This is a genomic window from Halodurantibacterium flavum, assembly GCF_042681825.1.
GTDB classification, from domain to species: Bacteria; Pseudomonadota; Alphaproteobacteria; order Rhodobacterales; family Rhodobacteraceae; genus Halodurantibacterium; species Halodurantibacterium flavum.
In genome coordinates, this window is sequence record NZ_JBHUGH010000010.1 from 218,782 (window position 1) to 242,593 (window position 23,812).

22 protein-coding genes and 1 other RNA gene are annotated in these 23,812 nt (G+C 64.9%); 15 read left to right on the plus strand and 8 right to left on the minus strand.

What is annotated here, in order from left to right; all coding sequences use genetic code 11:
- The 5 genes from ACFSGJ_RS13965 to ACFSGJ_RS13985 all read right to left on the minus strand — a co-directional run bounded on the left by ACFSGJ_RS13965 (nt 1) and on the right by ACFSGJ_RS13985 (nt 4,639).
- Nucleotides 1-1,821 (minus strand): DNA polymerase III subunit gamma/tau, encoded by a 1,821-nt coding sequence (locus ACFSGJ_RS13965; RefSeq protein ID WP_390263002.1) that lies wholly within the window; start codon nt 1,819-1,821, stop codon nt 1-3.
- A 75-nt stretch (nt 1,822-1,896) separates the two neighbouring features.
- An RNA gene (gene ffs / locus ACFSGJ_RS13970) (signal recognition particle sRNA small type) lies at nt 1,897-1,993 on the minus strand.
- Nucleotides 1,994-2,040: 47 nt separating this feature from the next.
- Complete coding sequence (locus tag ACFSGJ_RS13975) at nt 2,041-2,808, minus strand: ABC transporter permease (RefSeq protein ID WP_390263005.1); 768 nt, start codon at nt 2,806-2,808, stop codon at nt 2,041-2,043.
- Nucleotides 2,805-3,608 carry an ABC transporter ATP-binding protein gene (locus ACFSGJ_RS13980; RefSeq protein WP_390263008.1) on the minus strand — a complete coding sequence of 268 codons (804 nt, stop codon included), beginning with the start codon at nt 3,606-3,608 and terminating at the stop codon, nt 2,805-2,807. Before ACFSGJ_RS13980 ends, ACFSGJ_RS13975 begins: the two co-directional genes overlap by 4 nt.
- A gap of 47 nt (nt 3,609-3,655) precedes the next feature.
- Nucleotides 3,656-4,639, minus strand: a complete 984-nt coding sequence (locus tag ACFSGJ_RS13985) for an ABC transporter substrate-binding protein (RefSeq protein WP_390263123.1) — start codon at nt 4,637-4,639, stop codon at nt 3,656-3,658.
- 256 nt (nt 4,640-4,895) lie between these two features.
- Between ACFSGJ_RS13985 and nudC the strand changes: the two genes are divergently transcribed.
- Entirely contained in the window at nt 4,896-5,858 is a 963-nt protein-coding gene (gene nudC / locus ACFSGJ_RS13990) for an NAD(+) diphosphatase (RefSeq protein WP_390263011.1), read from the plus strand.
- 39 nt (nt 5,859-5,897) lie between these two features.
- Nucleotides 5,898-6,362, plus strand: coding sequence for an SRPBCC family protein (locus tag ACFSGJ_RS13995; RefSeq protein WP_390263014.1), 465 nt, complete (start codon nt 5,898-5,900; stop codon nt 6,360-6,362).
- 18 nt (nt 6,363-6,380) lie between these two features.
- Here the strand turns inward: ACFSGJ_RS13995 and ACFSGJ_RS14000 are convergent, their stop codons facing one another.
- Complete coding sequence (locus ACFSGJ_RS14000) at nt 6,381-7,214, minus strand: prephenate dehydratase (RefSeq protein ID WP_390263017.1); 834 nt, start codon at nt 7,212-7,214, stop codon at nt 6,381-6,383.
- Between the two features lie 120 nt (nt 7,215-7,334).
- Between ACFSGJ_RS14000 and ACFSGJ_RS14005 the strand changes: the two genes are divergently transcribed.
- From ACFSGJ_RS14005 to ACFSGJ_RS14030, 6 genes are all read left to right on the plus strand, one after another.
- Entirely contained in the window at nt 7,335-7,853 is a 519-nt protein-coding gene (locus tag ACFSGJ_RS14005; RefSeq protein ID WP_390263020.1) for a c-type cytochrome, read from the plus strand.
- A 188-nt stretch (nt 7,854-8,041) separates the two neighbouring features.
- Nucleotides 8,042-10,021: an extracellular solute-binding protein gene (locus ACFSGJ_RS14010; RefSeq protein WP_390263022.1), complete on the plus strand. Its 1,980-nt coding sequence runs from the start codon at nt 8,042-8,044 to the stop codon at nt 10,019-10,021.
- A 12-nt stretch (nt 10,022-10,033) separates the two neighbouring features.
- On the plus strand, nt 10,034-11,125 hold the full coding sequence (locus ACFSGJ_RS14015; protein ID WP_390263025.1) for a microcin C ABC transporter permease YejB: 1,092 nt from the start codon (nt 10,034-10,036) through the stop codon (nt 11,123-11,125).
- Nucleotides 11,125-12,231, plus strand: coding sequence for an ABC transporter permease (locus tag ACFSGJ_RS14020; protein ID WP_390263028.1), 1,107 nt, complete (start codon nt 11,125-11,127; stop codon nt 12,229-12,231). Before ACFSGJ_RS14015 ends, ACFSGJ_RS14020 begins: the two co-directional genes overlap by 1 nt.
- Nucleotides 12,228-13,829, plus strand: a complete 1,602-nt coding sequence (locus ACFSGJ_RS14025) for an ABC transporter ATP-binding protein (RefSeq protein ID WP_390263031.1) — start codon at nt 12,228-12,230, stop codon at nt 13,827-13,829. Before ACFSGJ_RS14020 ends, ACFSGJ_RS14025 begins: the two co-directional genes overlap by 4 nt.
- Before the next feature lie 7 nt (nt 13,830-13,836).
- Entirely contained in the window at nt 13,837-15,063 is a 1,227-nt protein-coding gene (locus ACFSGJ_RS14030; protein WP_390263034.1) for a glycosyltransferase, read from the plus strand.
- On the opposite strand, the gene hemN is transcribed toward ACFSGJ_RS14030, so the two are convergent.
- Nucleotides 15,060-16,415 carry an oxygen-independent coproporphyrinogen III oxidase gene (gene hemN, locus ACFSGJ_RS14035; protein ID WP_390263037.1) on the minus strand — a complete coding sequence of 452 codons (1,356 nt, stop codon included), beginning with the start codon at nt 16,413-16,415 and terminating at the stop codon, nt 15,060-15,062. The genes ACFSGJ_RS14030 and hemN overlap by 4 nt on opposite strands.
- Before the next feature lie 67 nt (nt 16,416-16,482).
- Between hemN and fnrL the strand changes: the two genes are divergently transcribed.
- Nucleotides 16,483-17,229 (plus strand): transcriptional regulator FnrL, encoded by a 747-nt coding sequence (gene fnrL / locus ACFSGJ_RS14040; protein WP_390263126.1) that lies wholly within the window; start codon nt 16,483-16,485, stop codon nt 17,227-17,229.
- Between the two features lie 21 nt (nt 17,230-17,250).
- Here the strand turns inward: fnrL and ACFSGJ_RS14045 are convergent, their stop codons facing one another.
- A complete protein-coding gene (locus ACFSGJ_RS14045) occupies nt 17,251-18,087 on the minus strand; it encodes a universal stress protein (protein ID WP_390263039.1) in 837 nt (278 codons plus the stop codon).
- A gap of 195 nt (nt 18,088-18,282) precedes the next feature.
- On the opposite strand from ACFSGJ_RS14045, the gene ccoN reads away from it, so the two are divergent.
- The 6 genes from ccoN (at nt 18,283) to ACFSGJ_RS14075 (ending at nt 23,811) form a co-directional block, all read left to right on the plus strand.
- A complete protein-coding gene (ccoN, locus tag ACFSGJ_RS14050) occupies nt 18,283-19,884 on the plus strand; it encodes a cytochrome-c oxidase, cbb3-type subunit I (protein WP_390263042.1) in 1,602 nt (533 codons plus the stop codon).
- A 10-nt stretch (nt 19,885-19,894) separates the two neighbouring features.
- Nucleotides 19,895-20,620 carry a cytochrome-c oxidase, cbb3-type subunit II gene (gene ccoO / locus ACFSGJ_RS14055; protein WP_390263045.1) on the plus strand — a complete coding sequence of 242 codons (726 nt, stop codon included), beginning with the start codon at nt 19,895-19,897 and terminating at the stop codon, nt 20,618-20,620.
- A 10-nt stretch (nt 20,621-20,630) separates the two neighbouring features.
- Nucleotides 20,631-20,813 (plus strand): cbb3-type cytochrome c oxidase subunit 3, encoded by a 183-nt coding sequence (locus ACFSGJ_RS14060; protein WP_390263048.1) that lies wholly within the window; start codon nt 20,631-20,633, stop codon nt 20,811-20,813.
- Nucleotides 20,813-21,751 carry a cytochrome-c oxidase, cbb3-type subunit III gene (gene ccoP, locus ACFSGJ_RS14065; protein ID WP_390263051.1) on the plus strand — a complete coding sequence of 313 codons (939 nt, stop codon included), beginning with the start codon at nt 20,813-20,815 and terminating at the stop codon, nt 21,749-21,751. The genes ACFSGJ_RS14060 and ccoP overlap by 1 nt, the downstream gene beginning before the upstream one ends.
- Nucleotides 21,752-21,925: 174 nt before the next feature.
- The gene (gene ccoG, locus ACFSGJ_RS14070) at nt 21,926-23,347 is read left to right on the plus strand and encodes a cytochrome c oxidase accessory protein CcoG (protein WP_390263054.1); all 1,422 of its coding nucleotides are present in this window, start codon (nt 21,926-21,928) and stop codon (nt 23,345-23,347) included.
- Nucleotides 23,344-23,811 (plus strand): FixH family protein, encoded by a 468-nt coding sequence (locus ACFSGJ_RS14075; protein ID WP_390263057.1) that lies wholly within the window; start codon nt 23,344-23,346, stop codon nt 23,809-23,811. Before ccoG ends, ACFSGJ_RS14075 begins: the two co-directional genes overlap by 4 nt.
- Nucleotide 23,812: the final 1 nt, after the last annotated feature.

The following is a 23,812-nucleotide window of genomic DNA, read 5'->3' on the forward strand; positions in this document are numbered from 1 at the left end:
TCACTCCTCTTCGAAGGGGTCCCATTCGTCCTCGACCTCGGGCAGGGCCTCGGTCGCGGCCTGTTTTTCCAGTGCCTCGGGCGTGCGGATATCGCTGATCCGGGCGCCGGGAAAGACCTCGAGCACCGCCTGGACCAGCGGATGCTGACGGGCCTCTGCCTCCAGCGCCAGCCGGTCGGCGGCACGGGCTTCCGCGATGGTCTGCCCGCCGCCCTCGTTCACAAGGCTCACGCCCCAGCGCTGATGCGTCAACGACTGCAGCCGCTGCGCGAGCCGCGCCGCAAGGTCGGGCGGGGCCTCGGGCGTGGGCTGGAACTCGATCCGGCCGGGCGCATAGCGCGCGAGCCTCAGATGCGTTTCCACCTCGACCAGCAGCTTCATGTCGCGGCTGTCGCGGATCAGGGCGACGATGTGGTCAAAGCTCGGATAGGCGGCAAGCCCGGCCTGGGCCGCGAGGGCCTGCGCGGTCGCGGCCCCATGCGCCGTGGGGCCGTGTGTGGTTGGACCATGCGCGGTTGGGCCGTGAGAGCCGGGCGCCTGCTGCATCGCGGGCCCCGGCTGGCCATTGCCCGGCGCGGCGGCCTGCCATCCGTTGCGCGCCCCGCTTCCGTTCGGGGCAGAGCGTCCACCTGCGGGCGGCGTGCCGCCGGGCGCCGGCGGGGGCATGGACTGAAGCTGCCGCACCAGTTCCTCGGGCGAGGGCAGGTCGGCCACATGGGTCAGCCGGATGATCGCCATTTCGGCCGCCATCATGGCGTTCGGGGCCTGCGCGACCTCTTCCAGCGCCTTTAGCAGCATCTGCCACATCCGCGTCAGAACCCGCATCGGCAGCGCCTCGGACATGCGCAGGCCGCGCGCACGTTCGTCGGGCGGGACGGTCGGGTCTTCGGCGGCCTCGGGCGTGATCTTGATGACGCTGATCCAGTGGGTGACCTCTGCCAGATCGCGCAGCACGGCCATCGGGTCGGCGCCATCCGCATACTGGGCGGAAAGCTCGGCCAGCGCGTCGGCCGCCGCGCCTTTCATCACCAGATCGAAGAGGTCGAGCACCCGCCCCCGGTCCGCAAGCCCGAGCATGGCCCGGACCTGTTCAGCGGTGGTTTCGCCGGCGCCATGGGCAATCGCCTGATCCATCAGGCTCATGGCGTCGCGGACCGACCCTTCGGCGGCGCGGGTGATGAGCGCCATGGCGTCGGGCGCGATCTGCGCCCCTTCCAGCCCCGCGACGCGCGCGAGATGCGTCATCATCACCTCGGGCTCGATCCGGCGCAGGTCAAAGCGCTGGCAGCGCGACAGGACCGTGACCGGGACCTTGCGGATTTCCGTTGTCGCAAAGATGAACTTCACATGGGCCGGGGGTTCCTCCAATGTCTTGAGCAGCGCGTTGAACGCGCTGTTCGAGAGCATGTGAACCTCGTCGATGATGTAGATCTTGTAGCGCGCGCTGGCGGCCCGGTAATGCACCGACTCGATGATTTCGCGGATGTCGCCGACGCCGGTGCGCGAGGCGGCGTCCATCTCCATCACATCGACATGGCGCCCCTCGGCGATGGCGCGGCAATGTTCGCAGGTGCCGCAGGGTTCGGTCGTGGGCCCGCCCGTGCCGTCAGGCCCGACGCAGTTCAGCCCCTTGGCGATGATCCGCGCGGTCGTCGTCTTGCCGACCCCCCGCACCCCGGTCATCACGAAGGCATGGGCGATCCGGTCCGCTGCGAATGCGTTCTTGAGCGTGCGCACCATCGCCTCTTGCCCGATCAGGTCGGCAAAGGTTGCGGGGCGGTATTTGCGGGCAAGAACCTGATAGGCAGCGGTTTCGGACATTGGCACCCTTCCTTGGTCGCGCCAAGCTAATGCCGGGGGCGGGGAAATGCCAGTGGCTTCGGGACGTCGGGGAGGGGTGAGAGGCTGGACAACGACCCAAGCGGGGCTCGTTACGGCTGCTTCCTTCCGGACCTGACCGGGTTGGCGAGGCGCCTGCCCGCGCCAACCTCTCGATGGGTCATATAGCCGCCATGTGACAGCTCTGCAAGAGAGAGCCGGTCAGGCGGTGCTGCGATCGGCCCAGCCGGCGAAAATGCGTTCCAGGATAACGACCGCGTAGTAGAGAAGGATGCCCAGAAAGGCGAGCGCGATGAGCACCGCGAACATCAGCGGGTAATCGGCGCTGATCTTGCCGCTGTTGAACAGATGCCCCAGCCCGCGCCCATGCGGTTCCACGATCTCCATCAGGTTGGTGCCGATGAAGGCGAGCGTGGCGGCCACCTTGGTCGCCCCGAAGAATTCGGGCAGCGTTTTCGGCAGCGCGATCTTGCGGAAGATCGTGAAGCGCGACGCCCCGAGCGAGCGGAGGATGTCGCGATATTCGGGCTCCAGCGTCGAAAGGCCGATGGCGACCGAGACCGAGATCGGGAAGAACGAGATCAGGAAGGCGATCAGGATCGTGTTGAAATCGTGCTGACCGACGAACATCAGCGCGATCACCGGCACGACCGTCGCTTTTGGCACCGCATTGAACCCCACCAGAAGCGGATAGAGCGCGTCGCGCATCGTGCGCGAGAACCCCATGATCATGCCGAACGCCGTGCCGACGACGACAGCGAGACAAAGCCCCACCACGGTGCGCCACAGCGTCTGCCAGCCATATTCGAGGAACAGATGCCGGAATCGCCAGAAGGCCGGCCAGATATCCGAGGGGGCGGCCATCTTGTAACGTGGCCAGGCCATGAACCAGACCAGCCATTCCCATGCGATCAGGAAGATCACGATCGCGGCCAGCGGCACGACGATCTTGCGCCAGCGGTCGGTCATTGCGCGGCCTCCCGCTGGCGGACCGGGGCGCGGCCCTGAGCAATCTCGATCTGGTCGCGCAGTTCCGCAAGCCATTCCACGGATTGCGGCGAATAGAGCATGTCGAGCGGGCGCGTACCGGCGAGCGGGATATCGAGCCGGAACTGCGTGCGGGCCGGGCGCCCCGACAGAACCAGCACCTGATCGGCAAGGTAGACGCTTTCCCGCAGGTCATGGGTGATGAGAAGCGCTGTGAAGGGCTCTTCCGCGCGCAGCTTGTGCATCAGTTGCCACAGATCTTCCCGCGTGAAGGCGTCGAGCGCGCCGAAGGGTTCATCCATGATCAGGATTTCCGGGCGGTGCACGATTGCCCGGCAGAGCGAGGCCCGCTGCCGCATCCCGCCCGAAAGCTCCGACGGGCGCTTGTCCTCGAACCCCTCAAGGCCGACCAGCGCCAGAAGCTCGCGCGCGCGGGTCTCTTTCTGCGCCCGTGGCATCCGGGGCGCCACGATCTCCAGCGGCAGGATGACGTTCTGCAGGATCGTCCGCCATTCCAGCAGGACCGGGTTCTGAAAGGCCATGCCGACCGTCGCGCGGGGGGAGCGGACAAGCTCTCCGTGCAGCCAGACCTCGCCGCTGTCGGGGCGCAGAAGCCCCGCGATGAGCCTGGTGAGGGTAGACTTGCCACAGCCCGAGGGGCCGACAACCGCGCAGAACGTGCCCTCGGGGATCGACACATCCAGCTTGTCCAGCACCGGCAAAGGCCCGCTTGCCGTTTGGTAGGCGTGTGAGACGCCCTTGATTTCAATGAGGTTTGTCATCGGTCCGTCCGTCGCGCCCCCCGCCTGGGCAAGGGGCGCGGCTGTGATCATTCGAAGCTCAGGCTGCCATCGTCGGGCAGATAGGCATCGGTGAAGTAGAGGCTTGCGTCAGGTTCGTTCTGGAATTCGTAGGTTTCGCGGATCTGCTCGATCGCGTTGGCGAAACGGGCCTCGTCAATCCCGCCCAGGCCGTTTTCCATGACCCAGTCCGTAAGGATGTTCTGGTCGAGCGCGAGTTGAAGCCGTTCGAGCTCCAGCTCCGGGTCGGCGGCCGGGTTGCGCGCGATCAGCATCTGGACGCCCGATGCCGGGTCCGCCGCGACATCGTGCAGGCCATGCGCGACGGCGCGCAGAAAGCCCGTCACGGCCTCGGGGTTGGCCTCGGCAAAGTCGGTGTTCACGATGATGGCGTTGCCATAGAGATCGAGCCCGTGATCGGCCATCAGGATGACCGAGATATCCTCGGCCGGGACGCCAAGGCGTTTGAGGTTCAGCGAAGAGGTGAAGGAAAAGCCCGTCACCGCATCCACCTGATTTTCCGCCAGCATCGGCTCACGCGTCGGAAAGCCCACGGGCTCGACCCGGATCGTGTCCATGTCGATGCCGTTTTCGCGAGCAAAGACGGGAAACTGCGCCCATGCCCCGTCGGGTGGCGGTGCGCCAAGAACCTTGCCCTCCAGATCGGCGGGGGTTTCCACGCCGCGGCTGATGCGTCCAACCACCGCGAAGGCGGGCTTGTTATACATCATCATGACGGCGGTCACCGGGGCGCCCGGGTTCTGGTCGAGGAACTTGATCAGGCTGGCCATATCTGCAAAGCCGACCGGAAAGGCCCCCGTGGCGACCTTTGGAATGGCGTCAAGGCTGCCCTGGCCCGGGGTCACCTCGACCTCCAGCCCCTCGGCCGCGAAATGGCCGTTGTCCACGGCGGCGAAGTAGGGGGCGGACGGACCTTCGAACTGCCAGTCGAGGGCGAAGGGCATGGCGACAGACTGCGACAGGGCAGGGCCTGAGATGCAGGCAACAGCCATCGCAGCACCGAGGGTGCGGTAGAACACGGGAAAACCTCCTTGGCAGCGTATCGGATGCGTTTCGATCCGACGAAATTGCGCGAGTGCGGCGGCGGCGGATATATGCCACCTGCCCATCCCGCGGTCATCCCTGCCCGATCACGCGACACATGCCCTTTTTATGGGCGATCTGCTGACTCGTTGGGCTGTTTCGGTTTTTGCGGCTTGCGGGATGCCCCCTTGGGATGCGAGTCACGGCAAAAATGGGGCAGGGCAGATGAAGCTTGCAGAAACGGTGACATTCGGAGGCTCTCAGCTTGATCGCAACGCGGCCCTGCGCAAGGACGCGGCCGCGCTCACTGCCGCGTTTCGCGACCCGGCGGCGCGGGTCCTGCCGCTCTGGCGGGGCAAGCCGCTTGTTTCCGGGGCGGGGCGGGACCGGCTCGGCTGGCTTTCACCGGGGCATGAGATTTTTCAGGACAGCGGCGCGCCGATCTACCTGGGCGAGGACGGCGGCCCACGATTCGCCGTGGACCTTTCAGCCTGGGAACCGGCCGAGATCGACGCGGCCGCGACGGTGGCGTTTTTCGACCAGTCCGAACAGCATCATCCCGCGCTGCCCCCGGATCATCTTTTCGCGGAACTCCGGAGGCTGATGGCGCGGCTCTCGCCCCGGGACGCGGAGCTTGCGGCGACATCCCGCGCGCTGCTGGAATGGCACAGGACACACGAGTTTTGCGCGCGGTGCGGCCATCCCTCCGACATCGTGATGGCGGGATGGCAGCGGACCTGCCCGGCCTGCGGTGCGCATCATTTCCCTCGCACCGACCCGGTGGTCATCATGCTGATCACGCAGGGAAACGCGGTGCTGCTGGGTCGGTCTCCGGGTTGGCCGGACAGGATGTTCTCGCTTTTGGCCGGTTTCGTGGAACCCGGCGAAACGCTGGAGGCTGCGGTCCGGCGAGAAACCCGCGAAGAAGCGGGGGTGGAGGTTGCGGGCGTCGCGTATCTGGCCAGCCAGCCCTGGCCCTTTCCGGCCTCGCTGATGATCGGGTGTCACGGGCACGCCATTTCCCGCAGCCTCACCCCCGACCCCGCCGAGATCGAGGACCTGCGATGGCTGAGCCGTGAGGCCTTGCTTGATGCCTTTGCCGGCCGGCACCCGGATGTCGCTCCGCCGCGAGAGGGCTCGATCGCGAATTTTCTGATGCGCAACTGGCTTGCCGACCGGCTCGACTAGGGGCAAACCTGTAGCGGTATAAGTGCGAGGGGCAGCGCGATGAAATTCACGACGACCGAAGACCTTGAGGCGCCGGTGGATGCGGTTTTCCGGGCCGTGGCAGATTTCAGCGTCTATCAGCGGATGGGCGAACGGAACGGTGTCCGGATCGAACGGACCGACAGGTTGCCGCAGCCCGCAGCCGGCTCGTCCTGGGCCGCCGATTTCCGCTATCGGGGCAAGGAGCGCAGCGCTGTCGCCGAACTGGAAGCGTTTGATCCGCCGAACGGATTGACGATGCGCGTCCGGTCGGCCGGAATCGGCGGCGTCATTCAGGCGGATCTGACCGAACTTGCCGCCAGCCGGACCCGCATCCGCATCGACATGGAGCTTGAGCCCCAGAGCATCACCGCGAAGCTGCTGGTGCAGTCGCTGCGGCTTGCCCGCGGTCGCGCCGAGGAGCGCTATCGCACCCGCATCCACCGCTTCCTGCGCGAGGTGGAGGCGCGGCTGCAACGGGCGTGACGCCCGACCCGAAGACGCTCAGTGGCGTCGCGGATCGGCCGGGTAGACGCCCAGGATGTGCAGGCTGGAGGTGAAGTAGCGCAGCTCTTCCAGCGCGAGCTGCAGGTTGCGGTCGTCCGGGTGCCCCTCGACCTCGGCGAAAAAGCGCGTCGCGGTGAACGACCCGCCGACCATGTAGCTTTCGAGCTTGGTCATGTTGACGCCATTGGTCGCGAACCCGCCGAGCGCCTTGTAAAGGGCTGCCGGAATGTTGCGGACTTGAAAGACGAACGAGGTCATCATCCCGCCCGCGCCCCGGCGCGTCAGGTCGGCCTCGGGCGCCATGACAAGAAAGCGGGTCGTGTTGTTCGACTGGTCCTCGATGTGGCGGGCAAGAACCTCCAGCCCATAGATTTCTCCGGCGAGTTCCGAGGCGAGTGCCGCAAGCGGACGCTCGCCACGTTCGGCCACCGTGCGGGCGGACCCGGCTGTGTCGGCCCCGGTCACCGGCTGGATGCCGTGGCTGCGCAGAAATTCCCGGCACTGGCCTAGAAGGACAGTATGGCTCATGGCCTGGCGGATGTCCGACAGCGGCACGCCCGGAACGGCGAGCAGGTTGATATGGACGCGGACAAACGCCTCATCGACGATATGGAGCCCGGACGACGGCAGCAGTTGATGGATATCCGCAACCCGCCCGTAGGTGGAGTTCTCGACCGGCAGCATCCCGAGCGCCGCGGCCCCGGTATGGACCGCCTCGATCACGTCTTCAAAGGTGCGGCAGGGCAGGACATCATGATCGGGCCGCGCGGCGCGGCAGGCCTCGTGGGAATAGGCGCCGGGCTCTCCCTGAAAGGCGATAATCGGGGTCATGGGGTCTTCCTTCGTGCCGTCCCCGCCACTTCGGGCGTTTGGTCGCGGTAACTACACCTTGAAAAGCCGCAGGGGAAGCGGATAGATACACGCAACTCCGGCCAAGCCATGGGACGAATAATGTTCGACACGATGACCCTTACCAAGACCGTAGGCGCGTTCTGTGGCGCGCTGCTCATTTTCCTTCTGGGCAAGTGGGTGGCCGAGGAAATCTATCATACGGATGGCCCGCACAGCTCGCTTGAACAGGCCTATGTGATCGACACCGGCGCGGATGCCGATGCGGGCGCTGCCGAGGTGGAAGAGGTTGATTTCAACCTGCTGCTGGCCGAGGCGAACCCCGCCCAGGGTGAGCGTCTGTGGCGTCAATGTGCTGCCTGCCATTCGCTGGAGGACGGGCGCAACGGCACCGGGCCGCATCTTTACGGCGTCGTGGGTCGTGGCAAGGGCGACGTAGAAGGTTACAACTTTTCCGATGTCTTCGCCGACAACCCGGATGTCTGGACGCCGGAAAACCTGAACGCCTTCATCGCCGATCCGCGCGGCTACGCGCCGGGCACCCGGATGGCCTATGCCGGGATGCGCAGCGCAGAAGATCGCGCGGCGCTGATCGCCTTCCTCGATGCGCAGGACGAATGACATCCGGCTGTGCGACCTGCCTGCGCAAACCGCCCTTCGGGGCGGTTTTTCTTTGCTTGCGGGGTTTTATGACATCCGGATCACGGAATATCGACTTGAACCCTTGATTGCCCTGCCTTTAGCCTGATCTCTGACCTGAAGGTCCCGCGCTAGGCATCCGCCCGCGCCAAGCAACCGGAGGAACGCCCATGTCCCATCGGCATCTGCCTTACCCTGTCCGCCCCGTCCTGCCGTTTTCGGCCAGTCGGCGCGGGGTCATGATGGGGGGGCTTGCGCTTTTCGGATCGCTCTGGCTTGGCGGGCGGGCGCGGGCGCAGGACCGGCCGCTGATCGAGCTTGTGCCCGATGAGGACGGGATCATCCGCGCGCATGGTTATTCCTATTACGGAACGCTGAGCTATCCCGCCGATTTTCCGCATTTCGACTATGTGAATCCCGATGCGCCAAAGGGCGGAGAGTTTTCAACCTGGGCGCCCGGCACCTTTGACACATTGAACCCGTTCAGCCAGCGGGGACGCGCGGCGCTTTACGCGAGCATCGTCTATGAAAGCCTCCTGGGGGAGGAACCATCGGGCGGTGGTTCCCTGCCCGCCGATGCCTATGGTGAGGCCTATGGGCTGCTGGCCGAGGGGCTGGAATACCCGGCGGGGCGTGAATGGGTGGTGTTCCATCTTCGGCCAGAGGGACGGTTTTCCGACGGCACACCGGTTACGGCGGATGACGTGGTCTTTACCCACAATCTGTTTCTGGAGCAGGGCCTGCCCTCTTACGCTGCGGCAGTCAGCCAGATCGTGCTGGGGGCCGAGGCGCTGGACGACCACACCGTTCGGTTCGAATTCGCCGACGGCATCCCGCGCCGCAGCCTGATCGAGCAGGTCGGGGGCACGCCTGTCTTTCCGCGCCAGTGGTTCGAGCAGACCGGCGCCCGGCTCGATGAACCGCGGCTGGAGGCACCGCCGGGCTCGGGTGTCTACATGCTCGACAGCTATGACATCAACCGGCGCATCATCTATCGCCGCAACCCCGACTACTGGGGCGCCGATCTGCCGATCAACCGTGGGCGTCACAATTTCGACCGTATCCGGATCGAATATTTCGCAGACGAAACCGCGGCGTTCGAGGCCTTCAAGGTCGGCGAATACACATTCCGTCAGGAGACCAATTCGCGCCAATGGGCGACGGGCTACGACTTTCCGGCGATCCGTCAGGGCAATGTGGTGCGCGAGGAAATTCCGAGCGGCACGCCCCCCACGCCAAGCGGTTTTGTCTTCAACCTCGGCCGGGACATCTTTGCCGACAAGCGGGTGAGAGAGGCGATCTCGCTCGCCTATAACTTCGAATGGACGAATGCGACCTATCAATACGGGCTGTTCAGCCAGCGCCATTCGTTCAGCCAGGATTCGCCGATCGAGGCCCATGGCGCGCCCGAGGGCCGCGAGTTGGAGATGCTGGAATCGCTGGGCGATCTGGTGCCGCCCGAAATCCTGACCGAGCCTGCCGTCCGTGCCCATAGCTCCGGGATCGAGTCGCTGGCGGATCGCGGAAACCTGCGCCGCGCCGGACGAATGCTCGAGGAAGCAGGCTGGACCGTGGGCAGCGACGGCCTGCGGCGCAACGAGGCGGGGCAGGTGCTGCGCATCCAGTTCCCGCTGAACAGTTCATCCTCGCCGATCATCGAGTCGATCGTGGGCAGTTTCGGGCAAAACCTGCGCAACCTCGGGATCGACCTGCAAATGACAAGGATGGACCCGGCGCAATACACGCTCCGCACCCGCGAGCGGGATTACGACATGGTCTTCGGAGGCTACGCGGCCTTCATCGACGCAGGCACCGGGCTCTTGCAGCGCTACGGTTCGCGCGAGGCGGCGGTCAGCAGCAGCTTCAATCCCGCCGGGCTGGCCTCGCCCCTGGTGGATGCCGTGATCGACATCGCGCTGGAAACAACGACGGTCGAGGATCGCGACGCCTCGCTGATGGCGCTGGACCGCGTGCTGCGCTATGAACGTTTCATGATCCCGCTCTGGTATAACGATGTAAGCTGGATGGCCTATTGGGACATGTATGCCCATCCCGACCCGCTGCCGCGCTATTCCGATGGTGTGATGGATTTCTGGTGGATCGATCAGGAACGGGCCGCGGCGCTGCGCAGTGCTGGCGCGCTGCGCTGATCCGGGGGACGAATGGGCGCCTATATCCTTCGCCGTCTGGCACTGATCATCCCGACCCTGATCGGGATCATGATCATCAACTTCACGCTGGTGCAGTTCGTCCCCGGCGGGCCGATCGACCAGATCATCGCCCGGATGGAGGGGCAGGGCGACGTGTTCGGCGGCTTTGCCGGATCGGGCAGCGACGCGCTTCTGGATGCGCCGGGGGGCTTTGGCGGGCAGTCGAATGTCGGCGCCCATGGCCTGCCGCCTGAATTCATTGCCCAGCTTGAACGGCAGTTCGGGTTTGACAAGCCGCCGTTGGAGCGGTTCCTCGACATGATGTGGAACTATATCCGCCTCGACTTCGGGCAAAGCTATTTCCGGTCGGTCAGCGTGGTGGATCTGGTGCTTGAAAAGATGCCGGTCTCGATCACGCTGGGCCTGTGGTCCACCCTGATCGCCTATCTGGTGTCGATCCCGCTGGGCATCCGCAAGGCGGTGCGGGACGGGACGCGGTTCGACACCTGGACCAGCGGCACGATCATAGCGGCCTATGCCATCCCCGGTTTCCTCTTCGCCATCCTGCTGCTGGTTCTCTTTGCCGGCGGGTCCTACTGGCGGATCTTCCCTTTGCGGGGTCTGACCTCGGACAACTGGCAGGATCTCACGCTCATGGGCAAGATCCTCGACTACCTGTGGCACATCACGCTGCCGGTGCTGGCCTCCACCATCTCGGCCTTTGCCACGCTGACGCTTCTGACCAAGAACAGCTTTCTGGACGAGATCAAGAAGCAGTATGTCATCACCGCCCGCGCAAAGGGTCTGACCGAGCGGCGGGTGCTTTATCGCCACGTCTTTCGCAACGCGATGCTGATCGTGATTGCGGGCTTTCCGGCGGTCTTCGTCTCGGTCTTCTTTGGCGGCAGCCTGATCATCGAGACGATCTTCTCGCTCGACGGGCTTGGCCGGCTGGGGTTCGAGGCCGCGGTGGCGCGCGATTATCCGGTCGTCTTCGGCACGCTTTTCGTCTTCAGCCTGATCGGTCTGGTCGTCGGCATCCTGTCGGACCTGATGTATGTCTGGATCGACCCGCGCATCGACTTTGAAACCCGCGAGACATGATGACCCTCTCTCCGCTCAACCGCCGCCGCTGGCGGAACTTCAAGGCGAACCGGCGCGCGGTCTGGTCGCTCATGATCTTTTCGGTCCTGTTCGGTCTCTCGCTCTTCGCCGAGTTTCTGGCCAATGACCGCCCGATCCTCGTGAATTATCGCGGCGATTATTACGCGCCGATCTTCCGCTTTTATCCCGAAACCGCCTTTGGCGGCGATTTCCAGACCGAGGCCGTCTATCGCGACCCGGAGGTCCGCTGCCTGATCCGCACCGGCGGGGCGGAGCTTTGCCTGGACGATCCCCGCGCGGCGCTGGCCGAGGCCGAGACGGGCTCGGTCGAGGGGGAGCCCGTGGTGGAGGGCTGGATGATCTGGCCGCCCATCCCCTATTCCTACAATACGGTGAACGATATTGGCGTCGCTGCACCGTCGGCCCCGGACCGGAACCACTGGCTCGGCACCGATGACACCGCGCGCGACGTTCTGGCGCGGGTGATCTACGGTTTCCGTCTGTCGGTGCTCTTCGCGTTGATCGTGACGGTTCTCACCTCGGTCATCGGGATCGCAGCCGGTGCGATCCAGGGGTATTTCGGCGGCGCGGTCGATCTCTTTTTTCAGCGGGTGATCGAGCTTTGGGGCGCGACGCCCAGCCTTTACATCATCATCATCGTCGCGGCGATCCTGCCGATGAACTTCTGGCTGCTTGTCGGCCTCATGACGCTGTTCGGCTGGACGGCGCTGGTGGGCGTGGTGCGGGCCGAATTTCTGCGGGCGCGCAACTTTGAATATGTGCGCGCGGCGCGGGCCCTGGGCGTGTCGAACGGCCGGATCATGTTCCGCCATGTGCTGCCCAATGCGATGGTTGCGACGCTGACCATGCTGCCCTTCATCGTGACGGGCACCATCGGCTCGCTCGCGGCGCTCGACTTCCTTGGCTTCGGCCTTCCGGCCTCGGCGCCCAGCCTGGGCGAGATGACGCTGCAGGCGAAACAGAACCTGCAGGCGCCCTGGCTCGCCTTTACCGCATTTTTCACGTTTGCGATCATGCTCTCGCTGCTCGTCTTCATATTCGAAGGGGTGCGCGACGCATTCGACCCACGAAAGACCTTTCGATGACCCAGATCCTGGAGGTCAAGGACCTTCGCATCCGGTTCCGCCAGGACGGCAGGACGACCGAGGCCGTCAAGGGGGTGTCCTTTAGCGTGGCGCATGGGGAAACGGTCGCCCTGGTGGGTGAAAGCGGCTCGGGCAAGTCGGTGACCGCGCTTTCCACCGTATCGCTGCTTGGCGACGCGGCCGAGGTCGACGGGTCGGTGACCTATCGGGGCGAAGAGCTTGTGGGCGCAAGCGAGGCGCGGCTACGCAAGGTGCGGGGCAATGACATAAGCTTCATCTTTCAGGAGCCGATGACGAGCCTCAACCCGCTGCACACGATCGAACGGCAGTTGGGGGAAAGCCTTGCCCTGCATCAGGGGCTGCAGGGGCCGAAGGCGCGGGCGCGCATCCTCGAACTGATGGAGAAGGTCGGCATCCGTGACGCCGAAAGCCGGCTGGGGGCTTATCCGCACCAGCTTTCGGGCGGGCAGCGCCAGCGGGTGATGATCGCGATGGCGCTGGCGAACGGGCCGGACTTGCTGATCGCGGATGAACCGACGACCGCGCTCGATGTCACCATTCAGGCGCAGATCCTCGACCTTCTGGCCGATCTCAAGCGGGCCGAGGGGATGAGCATGTTGTTCATCACCCATGATCTGGGCATCGTGCGCCGGTTCGCGGACCGGGTCTGCGTGATGAAATCCGGCGAGATCGTGGAACAGGGACCGGTGGCCGAGATCTTCGGAAATCCGCAGCATCCCTACACGCAAAAGCTGCTTGCCGCAGAACCGCAGGGCCGCCCCGATCCCTTGCCCACAGGGGCGCCGGAGATTCTGCGGACCGACGCGTTGCGCATCTGGTTTCCGATCACGCGCGGGTTCCTGCGGCGCACTGTCGGCCATGTGAAGGCGGTGAACGGGGCGACGCTGAGCCTCCGGGCCGGGGAAACGCTGGGCGTCGTGGGCGAAAGCGGATCGGGCAAGACGACGCTGGGCCTTGCGATCCTGCGCCTGATCCAGTCGGACGGGCCCGTCGTCTTCATGGGGCGTGATCTGCAGGGGCTTGGATCCAAGGCCATGCGTCCGTTCCGCAAGGACATGCAGATCGTCTTTCAGGATCCGTTCGGCAGCCTCTCGCCCCGGATGACGGTGGGCGAGATCATTGCCGAGGGGCTGGGCGTTCACGGCACCGCGCCTGGTGAAAAACCGGACGATCTGGTCGCACGGATCATGACCGAGGTCGGGCTCGACCCCGCGATGATGTCCCGCTATCCGCACGAATTCTCGGGGGGGCAACGCCAGAGGATCGCCATCGCTCGCGCGATGATCCTGCGCCCGAAGCTGGTCGTCCTCGATGAACCGACCTCGGCGCTCGACATGACGGTTCAGGTGCAGATCGTCGATCTGCTGCGCGACCTGCAGCGCAAATACGGGCTGGCCTATCTGTTCATCAGCCACGATCTGCGTGTCGTGCGGGCGCTGGCGCACAAGGTGATCGTGATGCGCGCCGGCGATGTGGTCGAGGCGGGCGAGGGGGCGCAGATCTTCGAGGCGCCGCAGACGGATTACACCCGCGCCCTGATGGCGGCGGCCTTTCAGATGAAGGCAGAGCCGGTGTGAGGCCGGCGTGAAGGTTCTGCTGGTCCACCAGAACTTTCCGGGCCAGTTCCTGCATCTTGTCCCCGCCCTGCGGGCGCGCGGGCATGAGGTGCTCGGGCTCACGGCGCTCGGGAACCGTCGCCCGTCGCCGGTGCCCGTCTCCTATTACCGGTTCGATCCGCCCCCGGTCGACGGTGGGGCCGTGCGCCTTGGCCGCAGCTATGTCGAGCAGACCGACCGTGCGTCCGCGGTGGCGCGGGCGGCGCTGGTGCTGCGGGACAGGCATGGATATGTGCCCGATGTCATCTTTGGCCATTGCGGCTGGGGCGAGACGCTGTTCCTGCGCGAGGTCTGGCCGCAGGCGCGCCTGCTGGTTTATGCGGAATTCTTTCACGGGACCCGGGGCCGCGACACGTTCTTCGACCCGGAATTCGGCCAGCCCGGGTTGCCGGCGGCCCTCGGGGTCGTGGCGCGGACGGCGGGCTACGCGCAGGCGATGGCGCAGGCGGATGCCGCCGTCTGCCCGACCGAATGGCAGGCGAGCACCTTTCCCGCCTGTTTCCGGCCGCGCATCAGCGTGATCCATGACGGGATCGACACCGATACGCTTTGCCCCGACCCGACTGCCCGCTTCCGGCTGCCGGATCATGGCGGGTTCCTTCATGCGGGGCAGGAGGTCTTGACCTATGTCTCCCGCAATCTGGAGCCCTATCGCGGCTTTCATCGCTTCATGCGTGCGCTGCCGGCCGTTCTTCAGGCCCGCCCGGACGCGCAGGTGGTTATCGTGGGCGGGACGGCCACCAGCTACGGCGCCCCGCCCACGGGCGGCGGCAGTTGGAAGGACGCGATGATCCATGAACTGGGGCACAGGCTGGACCGTTCGCGCGTCCATTTCACCGGGACTTTGCCCTATGACAGCTATCGCCGCCTGATGCAGGTGTCGCGGGTGCATTGCTATCTGACGGTGCCCTTTGTCCTGTCGTGGTCGCTCATCGAGGCGATGAGCACCGGCGCGACCATCGTCGGGTCCGACACCGCCCCGGTGCAGGAGGTCATCCGCCACGGCGAAACCGGGCTGCTGGTCGATTACTTCGACACGACCCGTCTTTCCGACGCCCTAGCCGATGCGCTGGCGGACCCGGCCGCATATGCGCATCTGGGACGGGCGGCGCGGGCAGAGGCGGTCGCCCGGTTCGATTTCCGCCGCATCTGCCTGCCCCGTCTTCTCGACTTCGTGGAAACCGCCGGAACCTAGATCGCGGCCGAATGCTGCGCCTTGGTCTGATCATAGGCATCGAAGCAGCGCGCGATCATCCGCGTAAGGGGGCGCGCCTCTGGCGGCACCCGCAGACCCTGCGCATCGACCTCGATCATCCCCTCGAACCTCGCCCGAACGTCGTGGAACAGGGCGGTCAGCTCCGGTGCCGACACCCCGAAGGTTTCGCTGATCTCGGCGGTCGAGATGGCGAAGTCGGACATCACCGCCTCGATCAGACGGGCGCGCATCAGATCGTCGCCGCGAAAGACATGGCCCCGCGCCGTCGCAAAACCGCCCCCCCGGACCGCCTTGATGTAGTCGGAGGTCGCAGGGGCGTTCTGCGCATAGCCCTGCGGAAACCGCGAGATGCTGGACGCCCCCAGCCCGATCAGGACGGGCGCGGTATCGTCGGTATAGCCCTGGAAATTCCGCCGCAGACGCCCGGTGCGGGCCGCCACAGCGAGACCGTCGCCAGGGCGGGCAAAATGGTCGATGCCAATCTCTTCATAGCCGTCCCATGCGAAAAGGCGGCGCGCGGTTTCGAAAAGATGCAGGCGCTCTTCGGGGGTCGGCATGGCGTCTGACGGGATCATGGTCTGGCGCCGTGCCATCCATGGCACATGCGCATATCCATAAAGGGCAACGCGGTCGGGCGAGAGACTCAGGAGCTTTTGCACCGAGTCGGTGATCCGCCGCTGGGTCTGGTGCGGCAGGCCATAGAGGATGTCGGCGTTCAGGCTGGCGATGCCGCGGGCGCGGATCGCCTCGACTGCCGCTGCCGTGATCTCGTAGCTCTGGTCGCGACCGATGGTTTTCTGGATCAGCGGGTCGAAATCCTGCACCCCGATCGAGGCGCGTGTCATGCCGGCCGCGACCAGCGCGTCAAGACGCGGGCCGTCTATCTCGTTCGGGTCGATTTCGACCGAGAATTCGGCACCGGGAGCAAGGGGGGCCACGGCGGCAATCGCGCGGGCAAGATCGGTTATCAGCGCGGGATCGAGCAGCGTCGGCGTCCCGCCGCCCCAGTGCAGCCGCCCGAGCCGCACCCCTTCCGGCAGGATGCGAGAGAGCATGGCAAGCTCGGCCTTCAGCACCTCGACATAGGACTGGACGGGGCCAAGCGTGCTCGTGCCTTGCGTCCGGCAGGCGCAGAACCAGCACAGCCGGCGGCAAAAAGGCACATGGATGTAAAGCGAGACGTCGCATCCACGGGGGATGGCGGACACCCAGTCGGTAAAGTTTCCCGGCCCCACCGAGGCCGAGAAATGAGGCGCGGTCGGATAGCTCGTGTAGCGCGGGACACGCGCGTCAAAGAGCCCGAGACGGGTAAGTTGCGATTCCGTGTTCATTGCACTACCGTAGGTTCGATACGCCCTTGCAGCCTTGATACAGATCAATCCCTTGAACCGACCCGCCCTGAAAGACCCGGCACCCATCGTCGTGCACCAGCAATGCGGCGACTGCCCGATACGGCATCGGGCGGTTTGCGCACGCTGCGACACGGACGAACTGGTGCAGCTGGAAGAGATCAAGTTCTACCGCAGCTTCGAGGCGGGCCAGACCGTGGTCTGGTCGGGCGACCGGATGGATTTCGTGGCATCGGTCGTGACCGGAATCGCCACCCTGACCCAGACAATGGAGGACGGGCGCCGGCAGATGGTGGGGCTCTTGCTGCCGTCGGACTTCGTGGGTCGGCCGGGGCGCGACCGGGCGGCCTATGACGTGACGGCGACCACCGACCTTGTCATGTGCTGTTTCCGGAAAAAGCCGTTCGAAGACATGATGATCCGGACGCCCCATATCGGCCAGCGCCTGCTTGAGATGACGCTGGACGAACTGGACGCGGCGCGGGAGTGGATGTTGCTTCTGGGCCGCAAGACCGCGCGCGAAAAGATTGCGAGCCTGATTGCCATTATCGCACGCCGCGACGCGGCGCTCGGGCTCAGGGGCAAGACGCGGAACCTGACGCTTGACCTGCCGCTCACGCGTGAGGCGATGGCGGATTACCTTGGGCTCACGCTCGAAACCGTCAGCCGGCAGATTTCTGCGCTGCGCAAGGACGGCATCATCGTCCTGGATGGCAAGCGCCACGTCACGATCCCCGATTTCGACCGCCTGCTGGAAGAGGCGGGCGATGACAGCGACGGCGGTTTCCTCGTCTGACGCCGTCGCTGTGGCGCAGGGTCAATGGGCCATGAAGACCGGCAGGTCGGTGTTTTCCAGCATGTTCCGGGTCGCGCCGCCAAGGATCGCCTGCCGCAGGCGCGAATGGCCATAAGCACCCATCACCACCATGTCCGCGCCGATATCGCGCCCGTGGCGGATGATGACGTCTGAAATGCGGGGCATGGTGCGGGCAAGCACCGAAACCTCGGTCCGCACCCCGTGCCGTGCCAGCATCTGGCAAAGTGCACCGCCCGGGTCGGACCGTTCCGGACCGTGCTGTGGCGGGTCGATGATCGCCACGTTCACCAGATCCGCTTCCTTGAGCAGCGGCAGTGCGCGGCGGATCGCGACCATCGCCTCGGCGCTCTGGTTCCAGGCGACGAGGATGCGCTTGCCGAAAGCCGCGGGCATTTCGGCCGGCATGACCAGCACCGGGGCGCCGCCGGCAAAGAGCGCCGCCTCGACCACCGCCTCATCTTCCAGCGCCTTGTCCTCTCCGTAGGGTTTCGGCTGGATGACGAGGTCGCTGAACCGGGCGCGCAGCGACACAATGTCGGTCAGCGCGCCGACCTGGGTCACGGCCGTCTCGACGCCCCAGCGCAGGGTCTGCCGGCCCAGCCAGTCGCGCGCGGCCTTGTCCAGCGCCTTCGCATCCTCTTGCGCCCTGGCGAGCGTTTCCTGAAACACCACCGCCGAGGCACCGGCGTAGTAAAACCCGACCTGCGTCCGGTCGAGCCCGAGGCAGAGCACCTCGAGATGGGCATCCATCCGCTGTGCCACGTCGGCTGCCGCCGAAAGGGTAGGGGCGACATCCGCCTCGCGGGTCAGAACAGTCAGCAATGTCTTGTAAGCCATCGGTCACCTCCTCTTGGCTACTGGTTGCACCTTAGCACATTCCGGAGGCGCGACATTGACACGGATCAAGCGGCGCCGTCCGGCGGTTTGACGCAGATCAAGGTTTCCCCAGCGGCCTTCCGTCACAAGCAGGCTGTCGAAACGCCCCCCGCGCGATGATTCCCCGCATGGGGCAGGGACGAGGAAACGAGAAAAATGTGGGATTACGTCAAACTGGTCGCGCTGGGGCTGATTGCGCTGTTCGCAGCGATCGCCGCCAACTACGCGCGCGACCTGGCCTATATGGTCCATGCAATACTGATCATGCTCATCGCGGGCGGGATGTTCCTGTGGCAGGTCCGCCGGATAGATGAGCCGAAACCCGTGCCGCAGGCCGGCTACATGGACGGTGTGGTGCGCGCCGGCGTGATCGCCACCGCCTTCTGGGGGGTTGCGGGCTTTCTGGTCGGCACCTTCATCGCCTTCCAGCTTGCCTTTCCCGTGCTCAATTTCGACTGGGCCGAGGGCTATGCGAATTTCGGGCGGCTGCGGCCGCTGCATACCTCGGCCGTGATCTTTGCTTTCGGGGGCAACGCGCTGATCGCCACGTCGTTCTATGTCGTGCAGCGGACAAGCGCCGCGCGGCTCTGGGGCGGGAACGCGGCCTGGTTCGTATTCTGGGGCTACAACATCTTCATCGTGCTGGCCGCCACGGGCTATCTGCTGGGCGCGACGCAGTCCAAGGAATATGCGGAACCCGAGTGGTATGTGGACTGGTGGCTGACCATTGTCTGGGTCGTCTATCTTGCGGTTTTCCTCGGGACGATCATCAACCGGAAAGAGCGGCACATCTATGTCGCTAACTGGTTCTACCTTGCCTTCATCGTCACTGTCGCGATGCTGCATGTGGTGAACAACCTCAGCCTGCCGGTGTCGATCTGGGGGTCGCGGTCGGTGGGCGCGTTTTCGGGCGTGCAGGACGCGATGGTCCAGTGGTGGTACGGCCATAACGCGGTGGGTTTCTTCCTGACCGCGGGCTTTCTGGGCATGATGTATTACTTCATCCCCAAACAGGCCGAGCGTCCGGTCTACAGCTACAAGCTGTCGATCATCCACTTCTGGGCGCTGATCTTTCTTTATATCTGGGCGGGGCCGCACCACCTGCACTACACCGCGCTGCCCGACTGGGCCCAGACGCTGGGCATGACCTTTTCGATCATGCTCTGGATGCCGAGCTGGGGCGGCATGATCAACGGGCTGATGACCCTTTCCGGCGCGTGGGACAAGCTGCGCACCGATCCGGTGATCCGCATGATGGTCGTGGCGGTGGGCTTTTACGGCATGGCGACCTTCGAGGGGCCGATGATGTCGATCAAGGCGGTCAACTCGCTGTCGCACTACACCGACTGGACCATCGGGCATGTCCATTCCGGCGCGCTTGGCTGGAACGGGATGATCACCTTTGGCGCGCTCTACTTCCTCGTGCCGCGGCTCTGGCAGCGGGAACGGCTCTATAGCGTCAGCCTCGTGAACTGGCACTTCTGGCTCGCGACGATCGGGATCGTGCTTTACGCCGCCTCGATGTGGGTGACGGGCATCATGGAAGGCCTGATGTGGCGCGAGGTCGACGCCCAGGGCTTCCTCGTGAACTCCTTCGCCGACACCGTGGCGGCCAAGTTCCCGATGTATGTGGTCCGGTCGCTGGGCGGGGTGCTCTATCTCTCGGGCGCGCTCATCATGTGTTACAACCTCTGGAAAACCGTGACTTCGGTCGGCGCCCGCTCGACCGCCACCGCCACGGCCGTTCCGGCTGAATAAGGGGGCTGTCATGGGAATCCTCGACAAGCACAAGAAAATCGAAACCCACGCCACGCTGCTTCTGGTGCTCAGCTTTCTGGTGGTCACCATCGGCGGCATCGTGCAGATCGCACCACTGTTCTATCTGGAAAACACCATCGAAGAGGTGGAGGGCGTGCGGCCCTATTCCCCGCTCGAACTGGCGGGGCGCGAGGTCTATGTCCGCGAAGGGTGCTATGCCTGTCACAGCCAGATGATCCGCCCGATGCGCGATGAGGTGGAACGCTATGGCCATTACAGCCTGGCGGCGGAATCGATGTATGACCGCCCGTTCCAGTGGGGGTCGAAACGGACCGGCCCCGATCTGGCGCGGGTTGGCGGGCGCTATTCCGACGAATGGCACGTCCAGCATCTGATCGACCCGCAATCGGTGGTGCCGGAATCGATCATGCCGAAATATGGCTTTCTGCTGAACCGGCAGCTCGATGGCCGCTATATCGCCGACCTGATGCGCACGCATCGTGCCATCGGTGTGCCCTATACCGATGAGATGATCCGGAACGCCCGCGCCGATTTCCTTGCGCAGGCGGATGCCGACAGCAACTTTGACGCGCTGGTCGAACGCTATCCGGGCGCACAGGTGCGCAACTTCGACGGGCGGCCGGGGGTGTCCGAAATGGATGCGCTGGTGGCCTACATGCAGATGCTCGGCACGCTGGTCGATTTCTCGACCTTCACGCCCGACGCGAGCCGCTGAGGAGGTCGCGATGGAACTCTATACGCTTCTGCGCGCCTTTGCCGACAGCTGGATGCTCTTGTTCATGACGTTGTTCTTCGTGGGCGTCATCCTCTTTGCCTTCCGGCCCGGCAGCCGCCGCGTGCATCAGGAAACCGCTGGCATGATCTTTCGCAACGATGACTGCCCCGCACCCGAAAAGGAGACCCGGTGATGGTCGATAAAGAAGACAAGGTGCCGGAAAACCGGGTCGCGCCGCCGGAACGGCAATATCCCGACCCGAAGCCGGTGCTGCGCAAGAAGGTTCCCGGCGAGGTGCAGACCACCGGTCATGTCTGGGACGGGATCGAGGAATACGACAACCCGATGCCGCGCTGGTGGCTCTGGACCTTTTACGTGACGATCGCCTGGGCGATCCTCTACATGATCGCCTTTCCCGCCTGGCCACTGATCCGGCAGGCGACCCCGGGTCTTTTGGGCTATTCGACCCGGGCGGCTGTCGTGACCGAGATCGAGGGCTTCAACGAGCGCAACGCCATCTGGTTCGAACGCCTCGCCTCGGCCGATCTTGCCACCGTGCCACAGGATGATGAGTTGAACCGCTTTGCCGTTTCGGCCGGGGCGGCGGTGTTCCGGACCCAGTGTTCGCAATGCCATGGCTCTGGCGCGGCGGGCGTGCAGGCGCAGGGCTTTCCGAACCTTCTGGACGATGACTGGCTGTGGGGCGGCACGGTCGAGGATATCCATGCCACGGTAAGCCACGGCATCCGGAACGAAACCGACCCCGATGCCCGCTGGTCGCAAATGCCCGCCTTCGGCGAGATCCTGCCCCGCGAAGAGATCGACGCGGTGGTGCAGCATGTGCTTGCCCTTTCGGGGCAGAGCCATGATCGCGCCCTTGCGGCAACCGGGGCGGGGATGTTTGCGGACAACTGTGCATCGTGTCACGGTGATGCAGGGCAGGGCGACCGTTTCCAGGGGGCGCCGCAGCTCAACGACGCGATCTGGCTCTATGGCGGTTCGGAGGCCGCGATCCGCGAGACGGTAGCGAAGAGCCGCTTCGGCGTCATGCCGGCCTTTGCCGGGCGTATCCGCGAGGCCGATATCCGTGCCGTGTCGCTTTATGTACATCAATTGGGCGGGGGCGAATAGGCGCTGACAGCCTGAGGGCGCGATGATCGGGCCGGTCCTTTCGGGGGCCGGCCCTTTGCATGGACGATACGGGGCATGAAAAGATGCGGGCGATCCGCTTCTTTGACTCAGGTCAAGGTGCGCCGGCGGATCGGGCGCTATCAGGGGCGGAGCGAAACGAAAGGCGACGCCCCCGTGTCTGCACAGGATCAACAACCCGCCAGTCTTTATGCCGCGCGCGAACCCATTTTCCCCCGCCGGGTCAGCGGGCGTTTCCGGACGCTCAAGTGGTGGATCATGGCGGTGACGCTCGGGATCTACTACATCACGCCGTGGATCCGTTGGGACCGCGGGCCGCACCTGCCGGATCAGGCCGTGCTGGTCGACATGGCGGGGCGGCGCTTCTTTTTCTTCTGGATAGAGATCTGGCCGCATGAATTCTATTTCGTGGCGGGCCTTCTCATCATGGCGGGGCTTGGACTGTTCCTGTTTACCTCGGCGCTGGGGCGGGTCTGGTGCGGCTATGCCTGCCCGCAAACCGTCTGGACCGACCTTTTCATTTTGGTGGAACGCTGGGTCGAGGGGGACCGCAACGCGAGGGTGCGGCTCTGGAATCAGGGCTGGGACCTGCGCAAGCTGCGGCTGCGGCTGGTGAAATGGGCGCTGTGGTTGTTGATCGCGCTGGCGACAGGGGGGGCGTGGGTCTTTTACTTCACCGATGCGCCGACCCTTGCGCGGGATATCCTCACGCTCTCGGCCCATCCCGTCGTCTGGATCACCATTGCCATCCTGACTCTGACGACCTTTTTCTTCGGCGGGTTTTTCCGCGAACAGATCTGCATCTATGCCTGCCCCTGGCCGCGGATTCAGGCGGCGATGATGGACGAAGATACGCTGACCGTCGCCTATCGCGACTGGCGGGGCGAGCCGCGCGGCAAACTGAAAAGCACCGCGCCCCGGGGTGATTGTATCGACTGCCGCGCCTGCGTGAACGTCTGCCCGATGGGCATCGACATCCGTGACGGACAGCAACTGGCCTGCATCACCTGCGCGCTCTGCATCGACGCCTGCGACGAGGTAATGGACAAGGTTGGCCAGCCGCGCGGTCTGATCGGCTATCTGGCGCTTTCGGATGAGGTCGCGGAAAAAGCCGGGCGCCCGCCGCGCCCCGTATGGAAACATGTCCTGCGGCCGCGGACGATGCTTTACACCGTGCTTTGGGCGGGAATCGGGATCGGTCTGATCGTCGCGCTGTTTGTCCGGTCGGATATCGGGGTGTCGGTCTCGCCGGTGCGGAACCCGACCTTTGTCACGTTGTCTGACGGCTCGATCCGCAACACCTATGATGTCCGTATCCGCAACCAGCAGGGTGAGGATCGGGTCTTCACCCTCTCCTACAGCGCCGACGCCCCCTTCGTGATGACGCTCGAAGGCGAGGAGGGCCATGAAACCGTGGTTCCCGCCGACAGCCAGAAGCTGCAGCGCCTCTATATCACCGCCCCTGCGGGAACGCCCGCAGCAACGATGGCCATGACGGATCTGCGCATCTGGGTCACTGCGCCCGATGGTGCCGGACGCGTCCATGCCGACACCCTCTTCAATGGAAAAAGCGAATGAGCATTTCTGCACCCCGCCCGCTGACCGGCCGCAAGGTTCTGGCGATCACCTGCTCCGCCTTCAGCATCATCATCGCGGTGAATGTCGTGATGGCCGTCAAGGCCGTCGGCACCTTTTCGGGGCTGGAGGTCCAGAACAGCTATATCGCGAGCCAGCATTTCAACGCCGATCGCGCCGCGCAAGTGGGGCTGGGCTGGGCCATTGACGCGCAGATCGAAAAGGGGCTCCTGACCTTGCGGATCACCGATGCGGACGGTCGCCCGGCGCAGGTTTCCCGGCTGGAGGGCATCCTTGGCCGTCCCACCCATCTGCGCGACGATCAGATGCCGGCCTTCATCTATCGAAATGGCCGGTTCGTGGCCCCGGTGACGGTCGAAACCGGCAACTGGAACCTGCGCCTGACGGCGACCGCCTCTGACGGAACGGTCTTTCGCCAGCGCGTTGTCCTTTATGTTCGGGGCTGAG